The 19638-nt window shown below is 57.2% G+C and carries 24 protein-coding genes and 2 pseudogenes; 14 read left to right on the forward strand and 12 right to left on the reverse strand.

Annotated elements, in window-relative coordinates:
• Positions 1-82: 82 nt before the first annotated feature.
• Both ACQ86N_RS18675 and ACQ86N_RS18680 read right to left on the reverse strand, forming a co-directional pair.
• Complete coding sequence (locus tag ACQ86N_RS18675; RefSeq protein WP_431216452.1) at positions 83-2446, reverse strand: ABC transporter permease; 2364 nt, start codon at positions 2444-2446, stop codon at positions 83-85.
• 311 nt (positions 2447-2757) lie between these two features.
• The gene (locus ACQ86N_RS18680; RefSeq protein WP_431216453.1) at positions 2758-3462 is read right to left on the reverse strand and encodes a type 1 glutamine amidotransferase; all 705 of its coding nucleotides are present in this window, start codon (positions 3460-3462) and stop codon (positions 2758-2760) included.
• A 97-nt stretch (positions 3463-3559) separates the two neighbouring features.
• Between ACQ86N_RS18680 and ACQ86N_RS18685 the strand changes: the two genes are divergently transcribed.
• From ACQ86N_RS18685 to ACQ86N_RS18715, 7 genes are all read left to right on the forward strand, one after another.
• Positions 3560-4294, forward strand: a complete 735-nt coding sequence (locus ACQ86N_RS18685; RefSeq protein ID WP_431216454.1) for an ImuA family protein — start codon at positions 3560-3562, stop codon at positions 4292-4294.
• Position 4295: 1 nt separating this feature from the next.
• Positions 4296-4829, forward strand: coding sequence for a Y-family DNA polymerase (locus ACQ86N_RS18690; RefSeq protein WP_431216455.1), 534 nt, complete (start codon positions 4296-4298; stop codon positions 4827-4829).
• Between the two features lie 338 nt (positions 4830-5167).
• Positions 5168-5794, forward strand: coding sequence for a hypothetical protein (locus ACQ86N_RS18695; protein ID WP_431216456.1), 627 nt, complete (start codon positions 5168-5170; stop codon positions 5792-5794).
• 11 nt (positions 5795-5805) lie between these two features.
• The gene (locus ACQ86N_RS18700; protein WP_431216457.1) at positions 5806-6486 is read left to right on the forward strand and encodes a PHP domain-containing protein; all 681 of its coding nucleotides are present in this window, start codon (positions 5806-5808) and stop codon (positions 6484-6486) included.
• Positions 6483-7877 carry a hypothetical protein gene (locus ACQ86N_RS18705; protein ID WP_431216458.1) on the forward strand — a complete coding sequence of 465 codons (1395 nt, stop codon included), beginning with the start codon at positions 6483-6485 and terminating at the stop codon, positions 7875-7877. Before ACQ86N_RS18700 ends, ACQ86N_RS18705 begins: the two co-directional genes overlap by 4 nt.
• Positions 7774-8478: a hypothetical protein gene (locus ACQ86N_RS18710; RefSeq protein WP_431216459.1), complete on the forward strand. Its 705-nt coding sequence runs from the start codon at positions 7774-7776 to the stop codon at positions 8476-8478. The genes ACQ86N_RS18705 and ACQ86N_RS18710 overlap by 104 nt, the downstream gene beginning before the upstream one ends.
• Positions 8479-8519: 41 nt before the next feature.
• Complete coding sequence (locus ACQ86N_RS18715; protein WP_431216460.1) at positions 8520-8987, forward strand: OB-fold nucleic acid binding domain-containing protein; 468 nt, start codon at positions 8520-8522, stop codon at positions 8985-8987.
• Positions 8988-9031: 44 nt separating this feature from the next.
• On the opposite strand, the gene ACQ86N_RS18720 is transcribed toward ACQ86N_RS18715, so the two are convergent.
• Both ACQ86N_RS18720 and ACQ86N_RS18725 read right to left on the reverse strand, forming a co-directional pair.
• Positions 9032-9499, reverse strand: coding sequence for an acyltransferase family protein (locus ACQ86N_RS18720; RefSeq protein ID WP_431216461.1), 468 nt, complete (start codon positions 9497-9499; stop codon positions 9032-9034).
• Complete coding sequence (locus ACQ86N_RS18725; RefSeq protein WP_431216462.1) at positions 9496-9972, reverse strand: hypothetical protein; 477 nt, start codon at positions 9970-9972, stop codon at positions 9496-9498. Before ACQ86N_RS18725 ends, ACQ86N_RS18720 begins: the two co-directional genes overlap by 4 nt.
• A gap of 339 nt (positions 9973-10311) precedes the next feature.
• On the opposite strand from ACQ86N_RS18725, the gene ACQ86N_RS18730 reads away from it, so the two are divergent.
• Complete coding sequence (locus ACQ86N_RS18730; RefSeq protein ID WP_431216463.1) at positions 10312-11325, forward strand: thioredoxin family protein; 1014 nt, start codon at positions 10312-10314, stop codon at positions 11323-11325.
• Between the two features lie 122 nt (positions 11326-11447).
• On the opposite strand, the gene ACQ86N_RS18735 is transcribed toward ACQ86N_RS18730, so the two are convergent.
• A complete protein-coding gene (locus ACQ86N_RS18735; protein ID WP_431216464.1) occupies positions 11448-11918 on the reverse strand; it encodes a YybH family protein in 471 nt (156 codons plus the stop codon).
• 155 nt (positions 11919-12073) lie between these two features.
• Between ACQ86N_RS18735 and ACQ86N_RS18740 the strand changes: the two genes are divergently transcribed.
• Positions 12074-12958 carry a dienelactone hydrolase family protein gene (locus ACQ86N_RS18740; RefSeq protein ID WP_431216465.1) on the forward strand — a complete coding sequence of 295 codons (885 nt, stop codon included), beginning with the start codon at positions 12074-12076 and terminating at the stop codon, positions 12956-12958.
• A gap of 1 nt (position 12959) precedes the next feature.
• Here ACQ86N_RS18740 and ACQ86N_RS18745 read toward each other — a convergent pair whose 3' ends face one another.
• Positions 12960-13496 (reverse strand): hypothetical protein, encoded by a 537-nt coding sequence (locus tag ACQ86N_RS18745; RefSeq protein WP_431216466.1) that lies wholly within the window; start codon positions 13494-13496, stop codon positions 12960-12962.
• A gap of 61 nt (positions 13497-13557) precedes the next feature.
• Here ACQ86N_RS18745 and ACQ86N_RS18750 point away from each other — a divergent pair, with 61 nt between their 5' ends.
• On the forward strand, positions 13558-14142 hold the full coding sequence (locus tag ACQ86N_RS18750; protein WP_431216467.1) for a Crp/Fnr family transcriptional regulator: 585 nt from the start codon (positions 13558-13560) through the stop codon (positions 14140-14142).
• A 1-nt stretch (position 14143) separates the two neighbouring features.
• Here the strand turns inward: ACQ86N_RS18750 and ACQ86N_RS18755 are convergent, their stop codons facing one another.
• The 3 genes and pseudogenes from ACQ86N_RS18755 to ACQ86N_RS18765 all read right to left on the reverse strand — a co-directional run bounded on the left by ACQ86N_RS18755 (position 14144) and on the right by ACQ86N_RS18765 (position 15198).
• Complete coding sequence (locus ACQ86N_RS18755) at positions 14144-14353, reverse strand: hypothetical protein (protein WP_431216468.1); 210 nt, start codon at positions 14351-14353, stop codon at positions 14144-14146.
• Positions 14316-15055, reverse strand: a pseudogene (locus ACQ86N_RS18760) (NAD(P)H-dependent flavin oxidoreductase). Before ACQ86N_RS18760 ends, ACQ86N_RS18755 begins: the two are co-directional and overlap by 38 nt.
• The gene (locus tag ACQ86N_RS18765; RefSeq protein WP_431216469.1) at positions 15040-15198 is read right to left on the reverse strand and encodes a nitronate monooxygenase; all 159 of its coding nucleotides are present in this window, start codon (positions 15196-15198) and stop codon (positions 15040-15042) included. The pseudogene ACQ86N_RS18760 and the gene ACQ86N_RS18765 overlap by 16 nt, the downstream one beginning before the upstream one ends.
• A 149-nt stretch (positions 15199-15347) precedes the next feature.
• Here ACQ86N_RS18765 and ACQ86N_RS18770 point away from each other — a divergent pair.
• Positions 15348-15524, forward strand: a pseudogene (locus ACQ86N_RS18770) (nitronate monooxygenase); the annotation flags it as partial.
• A gap of 173 nt (positions 15525-15697) precedes the next feature.
• Positions 15698-16423 (forward strand): NAD(P)H-dependent flavin oxidoreductase, encoded by a 726-nt coding sequence (locus ACQ86N_RS18775; RefSeq protein ID WP_431216470.1) that lies wholly within the window; start codon positions 15698-15700, stop codon positions 16421-16423.
• Here ACQ86N_RS18775 and ACQ86N_RS18780 read toward each other — a convergent pair.
• On the reverse strand, positions 16379-16954 hold the full coding sequence (locus ACQ86N_RS18780) for a hypothetical protein (RefSeq protein ID WP_431216471.1): 576 nt from the start codon (positions 16952-16954) through the stop codon (positions 16379-16381). The genes ACQ86N_RS18775 and ACQ86N_RS18780 overlap by 45 nt on opposite strands.
• Positions 16955-17023: 69 nt before the next feature.
• Positions 17024-18112: a CehA/McbA family metallohydrolase gene (locus ACQ86N_RS18785; RefSeq protein ID WP_431217479.1), complete on the reverse strand. Its 1089-nt coding sequence runs from the start codon at positions 18110-18112 to the stop codon at positions 17024-17026.
• 155 nt (positions 18113-18267) lie between these two features.
• On the opposite strand from ACQ86N_RS18785, the gene ACQ86N_RS18790 reads away from it, so the two are divergent.
• Both ACQ86N_RS18790 and ACQ86N_RS18795 read left to right on the forward strand, forming a co-directional pair.
• Complete coding sequence (locus ACQ86N_RS18790) at positions 18268-18960, forward strand: alpha/beta fold hydrolase (RefSeq protein WP_431216472.1); 693 nt, start codon at positions 18268-18270, stop codon at positions 18958-18960.
• Positions 18944-19189: a hypothetical protein gene (locus tag ACQ86N_RS18795; protein ID WP_431216473.1), complete on the forward strand. Its 246-nt coding sequence runs from the start codon at positions 18944-18946 to the stop codon at positions 19187-19189. The genes ACQ86N_RS18790 and ACQ86N_RS18795 overlap by 17 nt, the downstream gene beginning before the upstream one ends.
• Before the next feature lie 142 nt (positions 19190-19331).
• Here the strand turns inward: ACQ86N_RS18795 and ACQ86N_RS18800 are convergent, their stop codons facing one another.
• Positions 19332-19631: a DUF6799 domain-containing protein gene (locus ACQ86N_RS18800; RefSeq protein WP_431216474.1), complete on the reverse strand. Its 300-nt coding sequence runs from the start codon at positions 19629-19631 to the stop codon at positions 19332-19334.
• Positions 19632-19638: the final 7 nt, after the last annotated feature.

The raw sequence follows: 19638 nt of genomic DNA on the forward strand, positions 1-19638 counted from the left end.
GCCTGATGCTGGTGGAAGCGCTGGCCCACCTGAAGAAGGGCCAACAGTTTTAGCGTAGACCGCGCGTAGTCCAGGCCGCCGTTCATTCCGACCGGAGGCTCTTCACCGGATTGGCGACACCGGCCCTGACAGATTCATAGCTCACCGTGAGCCACGCGACAAACAATGCCGCAAGCGGCGCTAGCAGGAAAATGCCCCAGCCGACCCGGATATGATAGGCAAAACCCTCGAGCCACTTGTCGACGGCCCACCACGCCATTGGGACCGCAATGACCGTGGCTATGACGATCAGCCGGGTAAAGTCTGCCGACAACAGACGGATAATATTCAGCAGCGAAGCCCCCAGCACCTTGCGCACTCCGATCTCCTTCGTTCGCTGCTCTGCGATAAAGGCCGAAAGTCCATAAAGACCCAGACAGGAGATAAAGACGGCAAGCAGGGCAAACAAGTTAAAGATATTTCCCATCTGCTGCTCGCCCTTGTATTGATTCGCCAGGTCCTGGTCCAGAAATCCATAGTTGAAGGGATAGGCAGGCTCAAGCCCCTGGCTGATCCGGCCGAGCGCCTTTATCGCTGCCTCCGTCCCGCCCGGCCTCGTCCGGACTACGACTATACCTCCCGACCTGTTAAGTCGCAGGACCATCGGCTCGATCGTTCGCTGAATCGGTTTGTAGTTGAAATCCGCCACAACCCCGACAATTACGCCATCGCTGTTCCGAAACGATATTTTCTGTCCGATGGCGCTGGCAGCCGTCATGCCCATCGCCAGCGCCGCCGTCTCATTGAGTATATAGCCGGAAGTATCACTTTTATATTCGGCAGAGAATGCGCGGCCGCTAAGCATCTTCATGTGAAAGATATCGAAGAACCGTTCGTCGACTTCCATGGTGTTGAACACGATCTGTGTCTGGGGGGCCTTGCCTGGCCATACGACATCGACAAAGCCGCTGACCAGATTGACCGGCAAGTTTGACGTAACTGCAAACTGACTGGTCGCGGGGTCCCGCGCCAGCGCATCATACAACACCTGCTTCTTATTATACATATCCCCCTTCATGGACATATATAGCAGATTTTCTTTTTCATATCCCAGATTCCTGTTCCGGATATAACGCAGCTGGCTGAAAATAACGACCGTTCCGATCAGCAATACGATCGATACTACGAACTGCACCACCACCAGCGCATTCCGGAACAGACTATTCCCGCCATGACCACGCAGACCGCCTTTCAGGACTTTCACCGGCTGAAAACCGGACAGGAACACCGCAGGATAGCTTCCCGAGACAATACCCGTAATAACCGAGATTCCCAAAAGGATCAGCAGCAACCTCCCATCCCATACGCTCACCGTCAGTTCCTTCCCCGCCAACGCATTAAAGGAAGGCAGCGCCAGACCGACCAATACCAGCGCAACCAGCAGCGAGAAAAAGGAAATTAACAGCGACTCGCCCAGGAACTGGACCACCAGCTGCCTCCTAACGGCGCCGATCACCTTACGCAGCCCCACTTCCTTCGCCCTCCGCGCCGACCGCGCCGTCGATAGATTCATAAAATTGATACAGGCCACGAGCAGAATGAAGATCGCCACGACAAAGAATATATTCACATACTGGATATTGCCGTTCCCAGGCAGATCGAACTGCAGATTGGAATGAAGATGTATCCGCGTCAGCGGCTGCAGACGCAGGTCGATCTTTATCTCTTTATTATGCTGCTCGAATATCCCCAGCATCTGACGCTCCAGCCCCGCGATCGCTGCCGGTGTCGCACTGAAATGCTCGTCCAGCCGGATATAATCGTAAAAAATGAAATTCGTCCACAATCCGAGGATATATTGCGGGTCATGCTCCACAGCAGACATCGGAATGATGAAATCGAACTGCAGATGCGAGTTGGACGGAATATTCGCCAGCACACCCGTTACCACCACATTGCTGCTATTGTCCTTTTGGATCACCTTCCCGGTCGGGTCTTCACTCCCAAAATATTTCCGCGCCATATCCTCCGTGATCAGAATACCATCGGGACGCTGCAGCGCCGTCCGAACGTCTCCCCTGACCAACTTAAACGAAAAAACGTCCAGCAGACCGCTGTCCGCATAAAATATCCTGCTCTCTTCGAACCGGCGCCCACCGACAGCCAGCAGCGAACTACGCGGCCCCAGCACAGATACCCCACCCTTAACGACCGGCAGCGCCGACTTAAAGCCCTCTATCATAGCCACAGGAGCGATAGCCGTATTGTAACCGCTCGCACTCGTCGTGATCCGGTATATCTGCCCCGCATGCTTATGCCACCGGTCATAACTCAACTCATTCCGCACCCACAGCAGGATCATGATACTCGACGCCATCCCAATGGCAAGCCCCAAAATATTGATCGTTGAATAAGCCTTGTGCCGAACAAGCCCACGCAGGGCGATCCTCAGGTAGTTTTTGAACATGGATAACCGTTATGCACCGTCTCAAGAAAAAAAGGTGCCGTTTTGATAAAAATATGGCAACGAACATGTTGCCGGTCAAGCAACTCCCAAAACTGTCCGCTTTCGATACGTGAAGTGTCCGCATCCTACGGAAAATGCGGATAACCCTCGGTCGGATCACTGCCGCCAAACTCCGGAAAGCCATCCCATCTCACCCTTGCTTGTTTTGAAACTCAATCCGCGAGCAGCGACCTGAGCCTCTCCATGGAAGACAGCGATTGTCGTAACACATATTAAAAAAAGCCTTATGAACTGTGGTCTGTCAGCCATTCTTATAAATTAGATCCCATCCATTTCTCCAAAATGGCCTTCATTATTTGATTACAACCCTCTATATACCCCGCACCAAACCCGATCTTCTCAGCATTCTGAATATACTCCCCCTCCACCAACTCCTCCGCCCCATGCTCCACCATCTGCCGCAACGTCTCCCGCGTCACTTCTAGGTGAAACTGTAACCCGATGACATTTTCATTGTAATAAAATGCCTGGTTGCTGTTGGCGGCAGATAACAGCAGATCGACGCCGGTCTCGGGTATTCCGAACTGATCACCATGCCAGTGAAAGACGACCGGCCGCGCAACAAACAATTCGTGCAACCACGGAACCCCCTTGCTCGCTTCCGTCGGCGCCACCGGAAACCAGCCGATCTCCTTATTGGGGGCCCGATGAACGGCACCACCCAGACAGACGGACAGCAGCTGCGCCCCAAGACAAATACCCATTACTTTCTTCCCGGCCAGGAGACACCGCTCGATAAATGCCTTCTCCGCCACCAGCCACGGATACTCATGTTCATCATAAACGCCCATCGGGCCGCCCATGACGATCAGCGCGTCGATCTCTTCAACGACGGGCAACTTCCACCCCGACTCCCAAAACCTTGTCGACGTAAGGCTGGCCCCCTTCCCGGTTAACCATTCCCCGATATAACCCAACCCCTCAAAAGAAACATGCTGTAAGTAGTGTACTCTCATCTGATTACAATGAGGAAGCAATTTAGGCCGGTTTTATTTTTCCACAAAACGGCGAAACCGCCCCTGGATACTAAAATATTTAGTATTTTTACGCCACATGTCAACCGCATCCAAACAGGATATCGTCCAGCAGCTGCAGCGCGAAATTCTCCGCCTGCAGGGAACCAGGCCCCCCTCCTCCGGGAAGACCGACCTGGGCCTCGGACCCATCATGGATGCCTTTCCCGGCAACAACTTCCCGACCGGCGCCATACACGAACTGATCAGCCCCCGTCCGGAAAATGTGGCCGCCACCAGCGGCTTTACCGCCGGTCTGATCGCCGGACTGATGCGCTCCGGCGGCGCCTGCGTCTGGGTCAGCAGCACAAGAAAGATCTACCCACCCGGATTGAAAGCATTCGGCATCGAACCCGAACGCGTCATATTCATGGACATGCGCAACGAAAAGGAAGTACTCTGGGCCACGGAAGAAGCCCTGAAATGCGATGGCCTCGCCGCAGTAGCCGGCGAGATCCGCGAGCTCAGCATGATCGCCTCCCGCCGTTTTCAGCTGGCCGTCGAACAAAGCCGCGTCACCGGTTTCATCCTGCGTAACCAGCCCCGAAACCTGCAGCCCACCGCCGCCGTAGCGCGGTGGCAGATTCGACATCTCCCAAGCATAACCGAACATGGCATGCCCGGCCCAGGCTTTCCCCGCTGGAATATCGAACTCACCCGTATCAGAAATGGTCATCCAGGCAGCTGGCAAACGGAATGGCAGGCAGGCCGCTTCCGTTTCGACACACCAAAAGCGCAGCCCTTCTACGAAGAGCTCCGGAGAAAGACCGGATAACATGGCCGGCCGCTATCTTTCCCTGTGGTTCCGTCACCTCAAAACGGACTACACCCTTATCCGCCGGCCTGCCCTTCTTAACAAGCCCTTCGTTCTGGCATCCCCCGACCATGGCCGCATGACCATCACCGCCGCCAACCCAAAAGCCGCAGATGAAGGCGTCAGCACAGGCATGGCGGTCGCCGACGCCCGCGTCCTCATCCCCGGACTCGAAGTCCTCGACGACTCCCCCAATCTGGCCGGACAACTCCTCCGCCTGCTCGCACTATGGTGCATCCGCTATACCCCCACGGTCGGCGTAGACCAGCCCGACGGCCTCGTCATGGATATCACCGGCTGCGCACATCTCTGGGGCGGAGAAGACCTCTATCTGACGCAAATCCTCAGCACCCTCCGCGGCAAAGGATACCACGTGCACGCCGCTATCGCCGACACCATCGCCGCCGCCTGGGCCGTCGCCCACTACGGACACACCACTCTGGTCGAACCCGGCGAACACACAAAATCGCTTCTCCCCTCCCACCCGCGGCGCTAAAGATCGACCCCGCCATCACAGCCCGCCTCCACCGCCTCGGCCTCGACAAGATCAACCGCATCGCCGGTATACCCCGACAGTCGCTGCGCACCCGCTTCGGCAACGAACTGCTGCTCCGCCTCGACCAGGCCTTTGGCCGCGAAGACGAGCTCATCGAACCCGTCATTCCCGTTGAACCCTATATCGAACGACTCCCCTGCCTCGAACCGATCCGCACCGCCACCGGCATCGGCATCGCCCTGGCCAGACTGCTCGAAACCCTCTGCCAGCGCCTGCGCCAGGACGGAAAAGGTTTACGCACCGCCGTATTTAAAGGCTATCGCCTCGACGGAAAGATCGTGCAGACCGCTATCGGCACCCACCGCGCAACACACCACGCGGCCCACCTCCTGCGCCTGTTCGAAGAAAATATCGCTACCCTCGAACCCGACCTCGGGATAGAAGTATTCACGCTCGAAGCGCCAAAAACAGAAGACGTCACAGCCGGGCAGCCCGCCATGTGGAGCGGCGCGACCGGCCTCGAGGACAGCGGCCTCAGCGAACTGGTCGACCGCGTCACCAACAAGACCGGCCCGAATACCATCCACCGCTACCTCCCCGCACAGCACTACTGGCCGGAAAGGGCGATGACCGCCACCACATCCCTCGACGAGATAGCAGCAGACGCATGGTCCGTTGCACGCCCCCGCCCTATCCAGATCCTGTCCCGCCCCGAACCCATCGAAGTCACCGCACCCATCCCCGACTACCCGCCCATGCTTTTTATCCACAAAGGCCAGCGGCATCCGATAACCCGCGCCGAAGGCCCCGAACGCATCGAGCAGGAATGGTGGCTGTCCGACGGCGAACACCGCGACTACTACTGCGTCGAAGACGAACAGGGTGTGCGATTCTGGATCTTCCGCTCCGGCCACTACGCCGGACTAAAAAGTTATCAGTGGTTTCTTCACGGCTATTTCGCCTAACACCAGTACCCATGAGCTATACCGAACTACAAATCACCAGCAACTTCAGCTTCCTGCGCGGGGCCTCGCATCCGGAAGAACTGGCCGCACAGGCCGCCGCCCTCAACCATTCAGCCCTCGCCATCACCGACCGCAATACACTCGCCGGCATCGTACGCGCGCACGCCGCCGCCAAAAAACACCGGATCCGCCTGATCCCCGGCGCCCGCGTCGACCTCCTCGACGGCCCCAGCCTCCTCGCACTACCCACCGACAAGGCCGCCTATGGCCGCCTCTCCGCCCTCCTCACACTGGGCAACCGCCGGGCCGAAAAAGGAGACTGCCATCTTTATAAAGCTGACGTATATGCACACACGCAGGGACTGCAGCTGATCGTCATCCCCCCGATACGCTCGGCGATCGCTTCGACTTCGGGCCAGAATTCCACAGCGCCCTCGCCGAATACAAAGAGGCGCTGGGCGACCAGTGCTGGCTCGCCGCAACCCGCTACTACCGCGGTGACGACGCCAAACAACTCTTCCGCCTATCCCAACTGGCGCAACAACACCGAATCCCCCTCGTCGCCACCAACGACATCCACTACCATATCCCCGCCCGCCGGCAGCTGCAGGACGTCCTCACCTGCATCCGCGAAAAGACCACCATCTACAACGCCGGCTACCGCCTCCACCCGAATGCGGAACGCTATATGAAACCCATCCCCGAAATGCTCCGCCTCTTTCGCCAGTACCCCAGCGCCATCGCCGCCACCCAAATCATCGCCGACGCCTGCCGTTTCTCACTCGACAGCCTGCAGTACGTCTATCCCGAAGAGATCACCAGCGAAGGCCGAACCCCGCTGGAAGAACTGAAATTCCTCGCCTGGCGGGGCGCCCGCCAGATCTACGGCGACCAGATCCCCGAAAAGATCAGCGCCAATATCCGTCACGAACTCACCTTCATCGAACAGATGAACTATCCCGCCTATTTCCTCACCGTCTACGACACCGTCCGCTACGCCCGCGAACACGGCATCCTCTGCCAGGGACGCGGCTCCGCCGCCAACTCCACCATCTGCTATTGCCTGGGCATCACTTCCGTGGACCCGACAAAATTCGACCTGCTGTTCGAACGCTTCATATCCGCCGCCCGCAACGAACCACCCGATATAGACGTCGACTTCGAACACGAGCGGCGGGAAGAAGTCATACAATATATCTATCAGAAATACGGCCGCGACCGCGCAGGCATCGTCGCCACCGTCACGCAGGTACACGCCAAAGGCGCCATCCGCGACGTCGGCAAGGCCATGGGGCTTTCCGTCGACGCAGTAGACCGGCTATCAGCATCTGTCCACGAATACGACGAACAGCTGGGCTCCGACGCCATCCCAAAAGAGGGCTTCGGAGAAGGCCAGGACGCCCACCTCAAAAAAGTACTGGAACTCACAGCCCAGTATATCGGCTTCCCCCGGCAGCTCGGCCAGCACACCGGCGGCTTTGTCATTACCCGCGGGCAGCTCAGCGACCTCTGCCCCATCCTCAACGCCCGTATGGAAGACCGGACGAATATCGAATGGAACAAGGACGATATCGACGTCCTGGGTTTTCTTAAGATCGATATCCTCGCGCTCGGTATGCTCAGCGCGATCCGCAAAGCATTCGACCTCGCCAAACTCCACTACGGCCTCGACCTCACACTCGCCAATATCCCCCAGGACGACGACGCCATCTACGAAATGTGCTCCCACGCCGACACCATCGGCGTATTTCAGATAGAAAGCCGCGCACAGCAGTCCATGCTGCCCCGCCTCCGCCCCAAAATATTCTATGACCTCGTCATCGAAGTCGCCATCGTCCGGCCCGGCCCCATACAGGGCGACATGGTGCATCCCTACCTCCGGCGCCGCAACGGTCTCGAGAAAGTAGAATATCCTTCAAAAGAATTAAAAGACATCTTATTCCGCACCCTCGGCGTCCCCCTCTTCCGAGGAACAGGCCATGAAGATCGCCATCGTCGCAGGAGGCTTCACACCAGCCGAAGCAGACGAACTCCGCCGGAGCATGGCCACCTTCAAAGCGCAGGGCATGGTGTCCGCCTTTAAGGATAAACTCGTTCAGGGAATGATCCGCAACGGCTACACCGAAGAATACGCCCTGCGCGTCTTCCGCCAGCTGGAAGGCTTCGGCAGCTATGGCTTCCCCGAAAGCCACGCCGTCAGCTTTGCCCTGCTCGTCTATATATCCGCGTGGATCAAATGGTACTACCCGGACGTTTTCCTATGCGCCCTCCTCAACAGCCAGCCGATGGGGCTTTTATGGACCGGCACAACTGATCGGCTGCGCGAAGGATCACGGCGTCACGGTCCGCCCCCGGATATCAACCTCTCCGAATGGGACAATACAATGGAAGAACAGGTCGGAAAATTTCGCGCCGTCAGGCTGGGCTTCCGCCAGATAGAAGGCATCCGTCAGGAAGAGATGCTGCTGCTGATCGCGAAAAGAACGCAACCCTACACCAGCGTCCGCGGCCTGCAGGAGGCAGGACTGGCGCCCATCTCCCTCGAAAAACTCGCCGACGCCGACGCATTCATGTCGATCGGCCTCGACCGCCGCGCCGCCATGTGGCAGGTCGCCGCACTCAACAAGACCCAATACCAGAAAACCCCAAAAGGAAAAAACCCACCAACGAAGGCCGCGCCCTGACCCTCTTCGAAGACTACGACGAAACCGTCTCACTTCCGCAGATGACCGCCGCGGAACACGTCGTACAGGACTATGCCACCATGTCCCTGTCCCTGAAAGGACACCCCGTCGGCTTCGTCCGCGACAACCTTCGCGCCCTCGGAGTCCGCACCGCCGCGGAGCACCGCACCCTGGCCAACGGACAATTTATAAAAGTAGCCGGCCTCGTCCTCGTCCGCCAGCGCCCCGGCACCGCCAGCGGCGTCTGCTTCATCACCCTCGAAGACGAAACAGGGACCTTTAACCTCGTCGTCTGGGCCAGCCTCTTCGAAGCATACCGCAAACAGATACTCGGCGCCCGACTGCTGATGGTGGAAGGCCATCTTCAGATAGAAGGCGAGGTCATCCACGTCGTCGTTCAGCGCTGTCACAACCTGAATTCGCTCCTCGGCCTGCTCACCGCCGCCAACGAAGAAAACCCTCCCGTAGGAGACATGACACCATACCCTGGTGGAAGAAATTTCAGATAGATCCGTTCGGCGGTCCCGACCAATTATTCGACGGCCCGGGCCAACTACTGGACTACCTCCGCCGGAGCGGCCTTTTTGCCGGCCTTCAGTCTGGCCGCTTTCCCCGTGAGCCATCGGCGAACCGGTTCGTCGTACAACTTCAGATAGCCGTACGCAAGCACGATGGCGCTTACGAACGTCAACACCATTCGCGGCCAGGCCTGTGCAATAGGGATATGAGGATGAGCGCTGACCCAGCCGATATAAATATAGGCCAGCGGATAGTGGGAGATATATAACGGATAGGAAAGATCGCCCAGAAATTTACACAGACGTCTGGAAAAATTCCCCGCCAGCGACCCGCCCGCACCCATATAGACGATCATCGGAAAAAGGAGAATGACACATACCGCCTCATAGATCCCATTCTTCCACAGATCACCCGCGCCGCCGATCCTCGGAAAAGCAAGCACGGCTATCAGCAGCAGACTACACCAGGTGAAACCATATTTGATGCTCCTCAGCCTCGTCATCCGGAATAACAATAACCCCGCAAAAAAGGATACATCAGCCGCGTGAAACCGATCCTTAGCTGCAGCGGCTCCAGCGACCACCCGCCGATCAGATCTCCGGAAGGCCCCGTCACCAGATAGTGGACCATGAATGCGCCGGCTACTACCACCAGTATCGTCAGCAGCGTTTTGGAGAATCGTCTTACGAACAGCGCATAGAGGATATTGGCGATATATTCAAAAAACAGCGACCAGGCCGGCCCGTCCAGTGGATGCATCTCCGCCCAGCCACGCACGTCCAGCCGCGCCGGCAATGGAATGAGGGTGGCGCCGATCACCATAACGACCAGCATTTTCAGCACCGACGTAGTATGTATCAGCGGAAACATCGGAGAGTCCTGGAAATAATAGCAAATGGCGCCGACCACAGAACCCAGTATCACCATCGGCTGCAGCCGGATCAACCGCCGCTGAAAGAAATTTCCCAGCGACATCTTCCCCAACGGTCGTCATAGGCATAGCCGATGACAAAACCCGACAACAGGAAAAGAAGTCCACGGCCAGATAGCCGTGATTGATGAACATATCCAGATGACTGGTGGAATGCGGTTCGAAAAGATGCATGGCAAGAACCATAATAGCCGCCACACCACGCAGGCCATCCAGGATGGGATAGTGCGGCTTCGAAGTCAGTTGATCGGAGTGCGTCATGGTAAAAAGGGAAAAGATAATACTTTTTTATAAAATGTGATCCAGGTCACGCAGTTCCGGCTTATTCCCTTCTTTACTTTGTATGTCAATCCATCGGAATCATGTCAAAAAATCTCAACTATATGCTTCTCGCGACACTGTTTGCCGGCATCACGGCCGCCACACACCTGCCCGGCGAAAGAAAGATACCCTCCTTCAGCGCTGCCACGGGTTGGATCAATTCAGAGCCCATCAGCGAGGCATCCCTCCGCGGGAAGGTCGTCCTCGTCGAATTCTGGACCTACACCTGCGTCAACTGGCGACGTACCCTCCCCTACGTACGCGCCTGGGCAGAGAAATATAAAGACCAGGGCCTCGTGGTCATAGGCGTGCACACGCCCGAATTCTCCTTTGAAAAAAATGCTGACAATGTTCGCTGGGCCGTAAAAGATATGAACATCGGCTTCCCCGTCGCCATAGACAACGACTATGGAGTATGGCATGCATTCGGCAACGAATACTGGCCCGCCCTCTATTTCATCGATTCAAAAGGCCATATCCGGCACCAGCAGTTCGGCGAAGGCAGCTACGACCTGTCGGAAAAGACCATACAGCAACTGCTGGCCGAGGCTGGAGCCAAAGGAATAAATAAAGACCTCGTCTCCGTCAACCCCACCGCCTACGAGACCGCCGCCGACTGGAAGAGCCTCGGCTCGCCAGAGAACTACCTCGGCTACGACCGGACCGCGAACTTCTCATCCCCCGGCGGCGCCTCGGCCGACAAGAGCCGGCAATATACCGCTCCCTCCAGGCTAAGACTCAATCAGTGGGCGCTCACCGGCAACTGGACCATGGGCCAGGAGGCCGACGTGCTCAACGAGCCCAACGGAACCATCCGGTATCGCTGGCACTCCCGCGACGTCAACCTCATCATGGGGCCTGCGTCCCCAGGGGCTAAAGTCCGTTTTCGGGTATTGATAGACGGGAAAGCGCCCGGTGCGGCACACGGGACGGACACCGACGAAGAAGGTAACGGCACGATCACCGGACAACGGATGTACCAGCTCGTCCGACAATCCTCTACGATCACCGACCGGGAATTCGAAATACAGTTTTTGGAAGCCGGCGCCGCAGTCTTTGATTTTACTTTCGGCTAAGCGCGGCGCCCACCCCGGGCCTGGCCGCCAGCACCCCCGGCCTAAAGGCCGTCGTCACCCCCGGCCTCAGGGTCGCCATCACCCCGGCCTAACGGCCACCATCACGCCGGGCCTAACGGCCATCATTTCTGCTCCGGCAGCGGACTCAGCATATCCACTACATCCTTCCAGCTGCCGTCTGCCTGTTTTTTCCAGATGGTCACTCCCTTATAATTACGCGTAATGGTCTTACCGGTCGAGTCGTTAAAGGAGATCTTCGTGTCCTCGATCAGATAACCCATATCTCCGGCTTTGGAGACCTCGGCGCTCTGCGGCGCCCAGCTGATCGCAAAACCCGGCGACTTAAAGCTTCCCTCCACCATCTGGCGGATCGCCTGCTTCCCCTTGATCGGCGGCATATCCCCGGCCGAAATCACGGTCGCGTCATCGGCCCAGTAGCTCAGCGTCTTCTCTATATCCCGGGAGGCGGCGGCCTGCGCCCAGTCCCTGCTGACCTGCATCAGCTTGTCGCCCTCTGATTTTGCATCGGGCACCTGTCCCGTACAGCCGGCAACCAGCGCCGCCGCAAACACAATCGTTATTTTCTGGTTCATATAAAAGGGGTTTGTTTTCTTCCATTGAGGTCCTGCCAGGACCCCTCGGCCAGGCCTTCTCTACGTCGGCTGCAGCCATGGGGAGATGGGGTTGTGTACTATAAATATACGCTGCATTTGCCTTTTTGACCTAATTTGATCGAAATATGATTCCTATGTCAATACGGAAAGAAGACGTCAAACAGGAGGTATTCGACCTGTATGACGACTATGCCCACAGCCGCCTGAACAGACGCGATTTCATGGAAAAGCTCTCGGCCTATGCGGTCGGAGGCCTTACGGTTCCGGCGTTGATGAGCTTCCTGATGCCGGACTACAAGAATACCCTCCACGTCAAAGCAGACGACCCGCGCCTGAAGACAGAGTACGTCAACTACAACTCCCCGAAAGGCGGCGGCACCATCAAAGCGCTGCTGGCCAGACCGGAAAACGCCGGCAAAAAACTCGGCGGCGTCGTCGTCATCCACGAGAACCGCGGCCTCAATCCCTATATCGAAGACGTCTGCAGGCGCACTGCCCTGGCCGGATTTATCGCCATCGCACCCGACGCGCTGACACCCCTGGGCGGCTACCCCGGCAACGACGACAAGGGCCGCGAGATGCAGTCAAAAAGGGACAAGAACGAAATGCTCGAAGATTTTATAGCAGCCTACGAATATCTTAAAGCCAGCCCGGAATGCAACGGAAAAATAGGCGCGGTCGGATTTTGCTTCGGAGGCGGGATCGTCAACATGATGGCGGTCCGGATCCCGGACCTCGCAGCGGCCGTCCCCTTCTATGGCACCCAGCCTCCCGCCGAGCTCGTGCCCCAGATAAAGGCCCCCCTCCTGATCCACTACGCGGGGCTGGATACCCACGTCAACGAAGGCTGGCCCGCATACGAAGCGGCCCTGAAAGCAAACAACAAAGAATACACGGAATACATCTATCCCAACGTCAACCACGGCTTTCACAACGATACCACTCCCCGTTATGACAAGGCCGCGGCAGAACTGGCGTGGAGCCGCACCATCGAATTCTTTACAAAGAAGCTAAGTTGAGTTAATCCGAACGGCGCCGCCTTGACAAAACAAGAAAGACGCCCGCTACTACCAACGAAATAGCCCCCGCAACAAGATTAAGCCTTCGGCTTGCGCTGTCCTCCCGGTACACATCGGCCGGGTCGACAAGTGTTCTGCCTTTGTGGTACAGCCCCATCACCCGTACCCGGCCCCTGCTCTCCTGAAGATCTCCCAATTCATTACTCCTGACGCTGATTCTAACCGTGTCTCCCGACCTGATTCCCCTGACCTGCGCCTCGATGCTATCCTGTTTCCTGATGATGGTCAACGCCCCTTCTGAAAGCCACCACCAGCAGGCAAATCCGCGCGCTCCAAAACTATAGCGGCTGGTGCCCGACCTGCCCCCATTGATATACCGGGGTGTGTCGCTGATCGTGATCGTTTTTGTCGTCAGCGGCTCATTTTGGAAATAACGGCTGGAGTTGTGCAGATTGAACCCGATCAGCAAAACTCCGATCAATCCGAAGATAAAGGTTCCGCTGATATAAGAAGATTGACTGTCGTTCCCGGATGCCATTGCTTTTTTTGCGGTTTAGGTGAACTAAATATATAAAATATCAGTCGTACTTTTGAACCCAATGGACAAGCGGGAAATCCTCAAACAACACGTCTTGCGTTTCGTCAAACTCACCGACGACGAGATCGATCTGTTCGTATCTCATTTTAAAGAACATAGCTTCAAAAAGGGACAGGTAGTCCTCGGCGAAGGCGACCGGGTCGACCAGGAGTATTTCGTACTCAGCGGCTGTCTGAAGGCTTTCTTCATCAACGACGAGACAAAGATGTATATCCTCCAGTTCGCCATGCCCACCTGGTGGACCTCCGACTACGGGGCGCTGTATTCCAATACCCGCGCATCCATCAGCATCGACTGTATCACCGACGCCGAGGTCCTTTCGCTGAGCAATGCGGACCGCGAGAAAATCTGCAGCGAGGTACACGCGATCGAACATTTCTTCCGCTGGCGGACCAACAAAGGCTATGTCGCCTCCCAGCGCCGGCTGCTGTCATTCATGAACAACGACGCAAAATCCCGCTATGAAGAGCTCATGAATATGTATCCGCAGCTGTACAATATGGTCCCCAAACAACTGATCGCCGCCTATCTGGGTGTTTCCAGAGAGACCCTCAGCAGACTATATAATAATCACCAGCACAAATAACTCAGAGCGAGTCAAAATCAATACCGGCCACCAGATCCTTAAAGATCCCGGCCGTCCCGCCTTTTCTGGCCTTCCCCGCGTGCTGACCCGCCCACATCGACACGACTTCCGGACGATCGGTCTTTCGACCATGCGCCCGCAGACCCGCCGTCAGACTATTATGCACATTGTATTCAGGCAACCCGATGCCCGACGCCTCCACCGCCTGCATGAACTCGTTGCGGATCCCTCTCGCCCATCTTCCCGTGAACGCCCGCGTCGAGCTGCGTGTCCGTGTCCCTCGCGGTGATCACGGCGGTTTTATAACCCTCATTGGCCCCGCTCTCGTCCGACGGCACGAACAGCGTCCCCGCCTGTACGCCCGAAGCGCCCAGCTGGAAGGCCGCCCGGATCGTCCTGCCGTCAACGATGCCGCCGGCCGCGATGACCGGAACACCGACCGCATCCGCGACCTGAGGCAATAGTGCGAATAGCCCTACCTGTGGAAGATCGGGTTCCAGAAAACTGCCCCTATGTCCCCCCGCCTCATAGCCCTGCGCGACGACGGAGTCGATGCCCGCGTCGGCCAACACCTGGCTTCCGCGACACTCGTCGCGGTCCCGATCAGGACCACACCCCGTCGCTTCAGGACCTCTATGACTTCAGGCGCCAGCACGCCGAATGTAAAACTGACGATACGCACTCCTTCTTCCAGCAGCACGTCCACCTGTTCCCGATGGCTATAAAATCGGAATTCGCCAACACCCCTCTTTGTAAACGGCAGCGCCCGCCGCTTCGCATATTCCTCCAGGTAGTCCTGCATACGCAGCAGAGCCGCTTCGTCTATCTCCGACGGGATCTCCTGCGCGAACAGATTGACCGCCCAGGGCGCGCTCGTCAGCGCCGCAGTCTTTTTGATCAGTTCTCTCGCCACATCTGGCGCCAGGCCCCTATCGGCAGAGATCCCAACCCGCCGCTGTTCGATACCGCCGCGACCATCTCCGGCGTCGTCACTCCCAGCATGGGTCCCCCGATCACGGGATATCGTATTCCCAACAGCGATTTTATCTGATTCATGGCCAACGATTTTGTATACGACAAAATTAGCTCAGGCCGCCGGAAAATTTCGCGCGATCGCAAAATTGTGACCTACCTCACAATTGAAGGGCTGGAGCAGCGGGAAATCCAAATTAGTTCTAGCTTCATACAAGGAATAAATACACACCATGTGGTATAACACTTCGGTTACAAAATTGCTGGGCATCGACTATCCCATTTTGCAGGGACCGTTCGGAGGTAATCTCTCGACGGTAAAGCTGGCATCAACCATCAGCAATATGGGCGGTCTCGGCGGTCACGGGGCCTACACATTGACGCCGGCAGAGATCGTCCGGTTATGCACCGACATGCGGGCGGCCACCAACCAACCCTTTAATATCAATCTTTGGGTCTCCCAACAACGACGTCCCGCCGGAAGGCCTGACAGACGAGCGCTTCGAAGCAGCCAGGGGCCCTTTTCCGGCGATATTTCGAAGAGACAGGCATCGCCCTTAAGGAAAAACCCGCCGCGCAGGTCGTGCCCTTCGAAGACCAGATGCAGGCGATCCTCGACACCCGCCCTCCGGTATTCAGTTTTGTGTTCGGCATCCCTTCCGCCGATATGCTGGAGCAGTGCCGGAAGCGCAACATCGTCACGGCCGGCGCCGCCACCACCCCCGACGAAGCCCTGGCCCTCGAAGCCGCCGGAGTCGACCTCATCGTCGCATCGGGATTCGAAGCCGGGGGACACCGTCCCTCTTTCCTCGGGTCCACGGAATCCTCCCTTGTCGGTACTTTCGTATTGGTCCAGCAGATAAAGTCCAGGGTCCGCACACCCGTCATTGCCGCCGGAGGCATCGCCACCGGAAAAGGCATAGCCGCCGCCATGACGCTCGGCGCCGACGGCGTCCAGGTAGGAACGGCATTTTTAGCCTGCGAAGAGTCGGGCGCGCCGCCCTTTCACCGCGAGATCCTGTTCTCCGGCGCCGCGCGCAACAGCGCCCTAACCCGCGCCTTCTCCGGTCGGCTGGGACGGGGCGTAATGAATCGTATCGCTTTGGAAACAGCCGGCAAAGAAGACTCGCTCCTGCCCTTTCCGCTACAGAGCCGTTTTATGGGCGCCCTGCGCCAGGCCGCCATGCAGCAAAATAAACCAGACCTCTTTTTCGCCTGGGGCGGTCAGATCGCCACCGAACTGCGGCACCGCAAAGTCGCCGATCTAATGCGGGCTCTGATCGACGAGACTGGCGCTATTTTGCGCTGACCGCAGCCGCGCATTTTTAATCAGTAAAAATATAATCCCCGCCACCGCACCAACCGCCGCTCCCCCATAACTAAAATTGGTTATGGTTCCCACGATGATATAGTCGGGCTTGTCGGCTATATTGTCCGGCATCCACCAGGCGACCCCTTTATGGGCCAGGACATTCCGCCCATACACCCAGCCGGCCAAAGCACAAACAACGGTCACCAGCAGCCCGAGACCGATCGCCATCACCGCCGACTGGAACATCCTGTCAGCGTTGCGAAACGCCAGCGCGAAGAGCCCGAGAACGATACCCGCCGCGAGCCCGATCATCCAGCTCGACTTGACGCCCGTCATGACGACCGCGCTCCGCGGCTGCGTCATATGCCTTGCCGCGCCCGAGTCGGCCAGATTGTACTGGATGAACTTATACCGGGTAAAATATTCCGGGCTGATGCCATAGCCTACCTGATCGTGGCCAATGCCATACAGCGAGGCAACCACCACCGCAACACAAACAACGAGGAGGAAGACGGCAAATTTTCGCATGACGACGCTTGTTTGGTACAGACTAAAGTTACGAAAATGCCCGCTTCAGCGGCGCCGGCAACGCAGCTATTAAAAATTAGGGTCAAAATTAAAATAGATCGGATTCGACAATCCAACCATATTCCCGCTAAGCGCCATCGATCCCGGAACCTGCGGATAGGGCGTGGACGGACCCGTCACCTCGACACGGTAATAAGTTCGGCCAATGGTCTCCGGTGTATCGGTAAACTCTACTATATGCTGCTTCCCGGTTGTCTGGAGAGTACCGAACGGATTGCCGTTCTTGATCACACTGATGGTATACGTAGAGTCGCCAACGGTCTTACCGCTCAGCTGCACACGAAACTTGACGGGCTTGCCCGTCGCCCTGACGTTGTCGCCCATCATCATGTCCATTTTATTGTCGCCATTGAGGTCGGCGTAGAACTCCACCCGCGGAGCAAAAGGATTGGCGCTGACCGCTACCCTCCCGTTGGTGAGGGCGTCGACGACGGCCTGCGTGGTCCGGGAAGTAGCGAAGACCCAGGTCGTCGGCGTGCCGACATAGTTGGCTTTGGCCTGATAGCTGTTCTTCGTAGCTTTATCCGGCGTCTCGGGGCTGCCGTGGTGGGCGTCGCTTCCCCCTCTTCCGGTCAGCTTGCGGCCGGAAGACAGCATATCGTCCCAGATCATGATCGCGTTGGCATTCTTTGACCAGATGGCCGAGTTCCACACCTCGATGGAATTGACCATATCGTAGGAATAGCCAAAATGGTCCTTGCCGCTCGGGTGATTGGCCGAGAGATGGATGCCCAGTTCCTTCTTGATCGCGCCGACCACAACGTCGCGCTGGTCGCGGACATCGTACAGCCGCTGGTGGTCATAGGGCCTTGCCGAGAAAACGTTGCCGTGCCCGCGGGTCGTCGTCCATTCCGCACCATACAGCAGCAGCAGCAGCGAGTCGGACCTGAATTCAGGATCTGCCCAGGTATTGTTGGCCACGTCGCCATTGACATGGTTGTCGTGGTCCGTTATACAGACATAGTCCATGCCGACGGAAAGCGAGAACGAGATTATCTTTGATTCGGGGTTATTGGAGGACTCCTTGCTATGCCTCGAGTGTACGTGCAGGTCGCCCTTCAGCCAGACGCCTTCGCTGAGGCTGGCTACCGGTGGCAGCTGACCGGGTTCGGTCGGCGCCCAGGGCTGACGTGCGCAGACTGCGCATCACCGGTAACGGCAAGAAAGAGGACGAATGAGAACAGGACAGCGAAACGGGAAGAATTGTACATTTAACGCTTAATTTGAGCCCGCAAATTATCATACGAATTCCTATGAGGGGTATTAAGAAATTATTGTTTCTGCTGCTGCTGCCGGCGATGGGCCGGGCGCAGAACAAGATCACGCGTCAGGACATCACAGTAGAAGGGAAAAAGATGACCTACACGGGCTTTAACCTCTACGCGCGACGCCCGCATACTCCGGTTCTCGTTTTCGAGGCGGGAATGGGCGTCTCCGGCTCCGTCGATTTCCAGGTGCTGTATCCGGGTCTTTCGAAGTTTGCGGCCGGCATCGCCTATGACCGCAACGGCGAAGGAGCGTCTGACGAGGACACGACACTGGCGACCGACGCCGCCCTGGCCAAAAGACTGCACGAATTCCTGAAGAAGTTAAAGATCGCTCCCCCGTATATGCTGATCGGCCACTCTATGGGCGGTGCCTATATTTGGATGTTCACGGCCCTCTACCCCTCTGAGGTATCGGGACTGGTATTTCTCGACTCACCGGATTTTATGCTGACGGACGAACAGGACCAGCAGATCAGGATCAATTCGGGCAGCGGAAAAGGCCCCAACGACTGGGTGGCCCCCTACGAACAGAGCCTCGCCGACGATACCCTGAGATCAATAGTCAGCCGCCATCGTTTTCAGCGACTGGCCAACCTCTTCCGCCAGTGGCCCCTACCGCGAATACAGGCACCTGCCTCCGCTTCCCGATATCCCGGTGGCCGTGCTGGCGACCTATAACAGGCCGCACGACAGCACAAGATTTACAAATGAAGACTTTTCCCGGTTTGAATGGGCTGGCCGCATCGGCCGTGAGAATTTTCTGAACCTGATCAGAGACAACCGCGACAGTTTTTTCATGCTACTGCCCGGCTATCCCCACAGCATCCATGGCCGGGATCCCGGGCTGGTCGATGACACAATACATCGGATCTATCGGAAGGCGCTCACCCGGCAAAAAAGCAATTGATCACGAAGCCGGTGACCGGTCAAATAAAGTTTGGCGCCGGCCGCGGCCAGCGCCCTGGCTACCGCACCGCCCGGCGATCCGCCGGCGCCATAGATAACAGCATTCTTGTCCTGGAGAATATCGTTTTTTACTAAAGCTAAGACTATTTAGCCATGTCCTTTAGCTTGCGGATCCGCCCGTCCATCGTCATATACTCGTCTGCTTTTAGCTGCAAACTCTGTCCGCTGGAGGCGTCGATCGCCCCATTCGGATGAATGGTAGTCAGATTAGCCAGCGTGACGTCCTTTTTCACCAGCTTTTTCCGGCCGTGGTTAACCTCCACCAATTTACCTTTTTTCATCATGAGATAGGTCCGGGGCGCATGGCTCGCCGGCGACGCGGTGTGGGCAAAAACAACTAAAGAAAATGTGGAAACAGCAACGAGGAGAGACAATTTTTTCATCGTTTTC

This window comes from Puia sp. P3 (genome assembly GCF_050632245.1).
GTDB lineage: Bacteria > Bacteroidota > Bacteroidia > Chitinophagales > Chitinophagaceae > Puia.

Excerpts from the sequence above, each read along its gene's own strand:
- ACQ86N_RS18790 (WP_431216472.1), top strand. The coding sequence starts at position 18,268 with ATGAGGGGTATTAAGAAATTATTGTTTCTGCTGCTGCTGCCGGCGATG.
- ACQ86N_RS18750 (WP_431216467.1), top strand. The coding sequence starts at position 13,558 with ATGGACAAGCGGGAAATCCTCAAACAACACGTCTTGCGTTTCGTCAAA.
- ACQ86N_RS18680 (WP_431216453.1), bottom strand. The coding sequence starts at position 3,462 with ATGAGAGTACACTACTTACAGCATGTTTCTTTTGAGGGGTTGGGTTAT.
- ACQ86N_RS18675 (WP_431216452.1), bottom strand. The coding sequence starts at position 2,446 with ATGTTCAAAAACTACCTGAGGATCGCCCTGCGTGGGCTTGTTCGGCAC.
- ACQ86N_RS18765 (WP_431216469.1), bottom strand. The coding sequence starts at position 15,198 with ATGAATCAGATAAAATCGCTGTTGGGAATACGATATCCCGTGATCGGG.
- ACQ86N_RS18745 (WP_431216466.1), bottom strand. The coding sequence starts at position 13,496 with ATGGCATCCGGGAACGACAGTCAATCTTCTTATATCAGCGGAACCTTT.
- ACQ86N_RS18690 (WP_431216455.1), top strand. The coding sequence starts at position 4,296 with ATGGCCGGCCGCTATCTTTCCCTGTGGTTCCGTCACCTCAAAACGGAC.
- ACQ86N_RS18720 (WP_431216461.1), bottom strand. The coding sequence starts at position 9,499 with ATGACGAGGCTGAGGAGCATCAAATATGGTTTCACCTGGTGTAGTCTG.
- ACQ86N_RS18715 (WP_431216460.1), top strand. The coding sequence starts at position 8,520 with ATGACCGCCGCGGAACACGTCGTACAGGACTATGCCACCATGTCCCTG.
- ACQ86N_RS18710 (WP_431216459.1), top strand. The coding sequence starts at position 7,774 with ATGAAGATCGCCATCGTCGCAGGAGGCTTCACACCAGCCGAAGCAGAC.
- ACQ86N_RS18730 (WP_431216463.1), top strand. The coding sequence starts at position 10,312 with ATGCTTCTCGCGACACTGTTTGCCGGCATCACGGCCGCCACACACCTG.
- ACQ86N_RS18755 (WP_431216468.1), bottom strand. The coding sequence starts at position 14,353 with ATGCAGGCGGTGGAGGCGTCGGGCATCGGGTTGCCTGAATACAATGTG.
- ACQ86N_RS18780 (WP_431216471.1), bottom strand. The coding sequence starts at position 16,954 with ATGCGAAAATTTGCCGTCTTCCTCCTCGTTGTTTGTGTTGCGGTGGTG.
- ACQ86N_RS18800 (WP_431216474.1), bottom strand. The coding sequence starts at position 19,631 with ATGAAAAAATTGTCTCTCCTCGTTGCTGTTTCCACATTTTCTTTAGTT.
- ACQ86N_RS18740 (WP_431216465.1), top strand. The coding sequence starts at position 12,074 with ATGTCAATACGGAAAGAAGACGTCAAACAGGAGGTATTCGACCTGTAT.
- ACQ86N_RS18705 (WP_431216458.1), top strand. The coding sequence starts at position 6,483 with ATGAAACCCATCCCCGAAATGCTCCGCCTCTTTCGCCAGTACCCCAGC.
- ACQ86N_RS18685 (WP_431216454.1), top strand. The coding sequence starts at position 3,560 with ATGTCAACCGCATCCAAACAGGATATCGTCCAGCAGCTGCAGCGCGAA.
- ACQ86N_RS18700 (WP_431216457.1), top strand. The coding sequence starts at position 5,806 with ATGAGCTATACCGAACTACAAATCACCAGCAACTTCAGCTTCCTGCGC.
- ACQ86N_RS18735 (WP_431216464.1), bottom strand. The coding sequence starts at position 11,918 with ATGAACCAGAAAATAACGATTGTGTTTGCGGCGGCGCTGGTTGCCGGC.
- ACQ86N_RS18725 (WP_431216462.1), bottom strand. The coding sequence starts at position 9,972 with ATGTCGCTGGGAAATTTCTTTCAGCGGCGGTTGATCCGGCTGCAGCCG.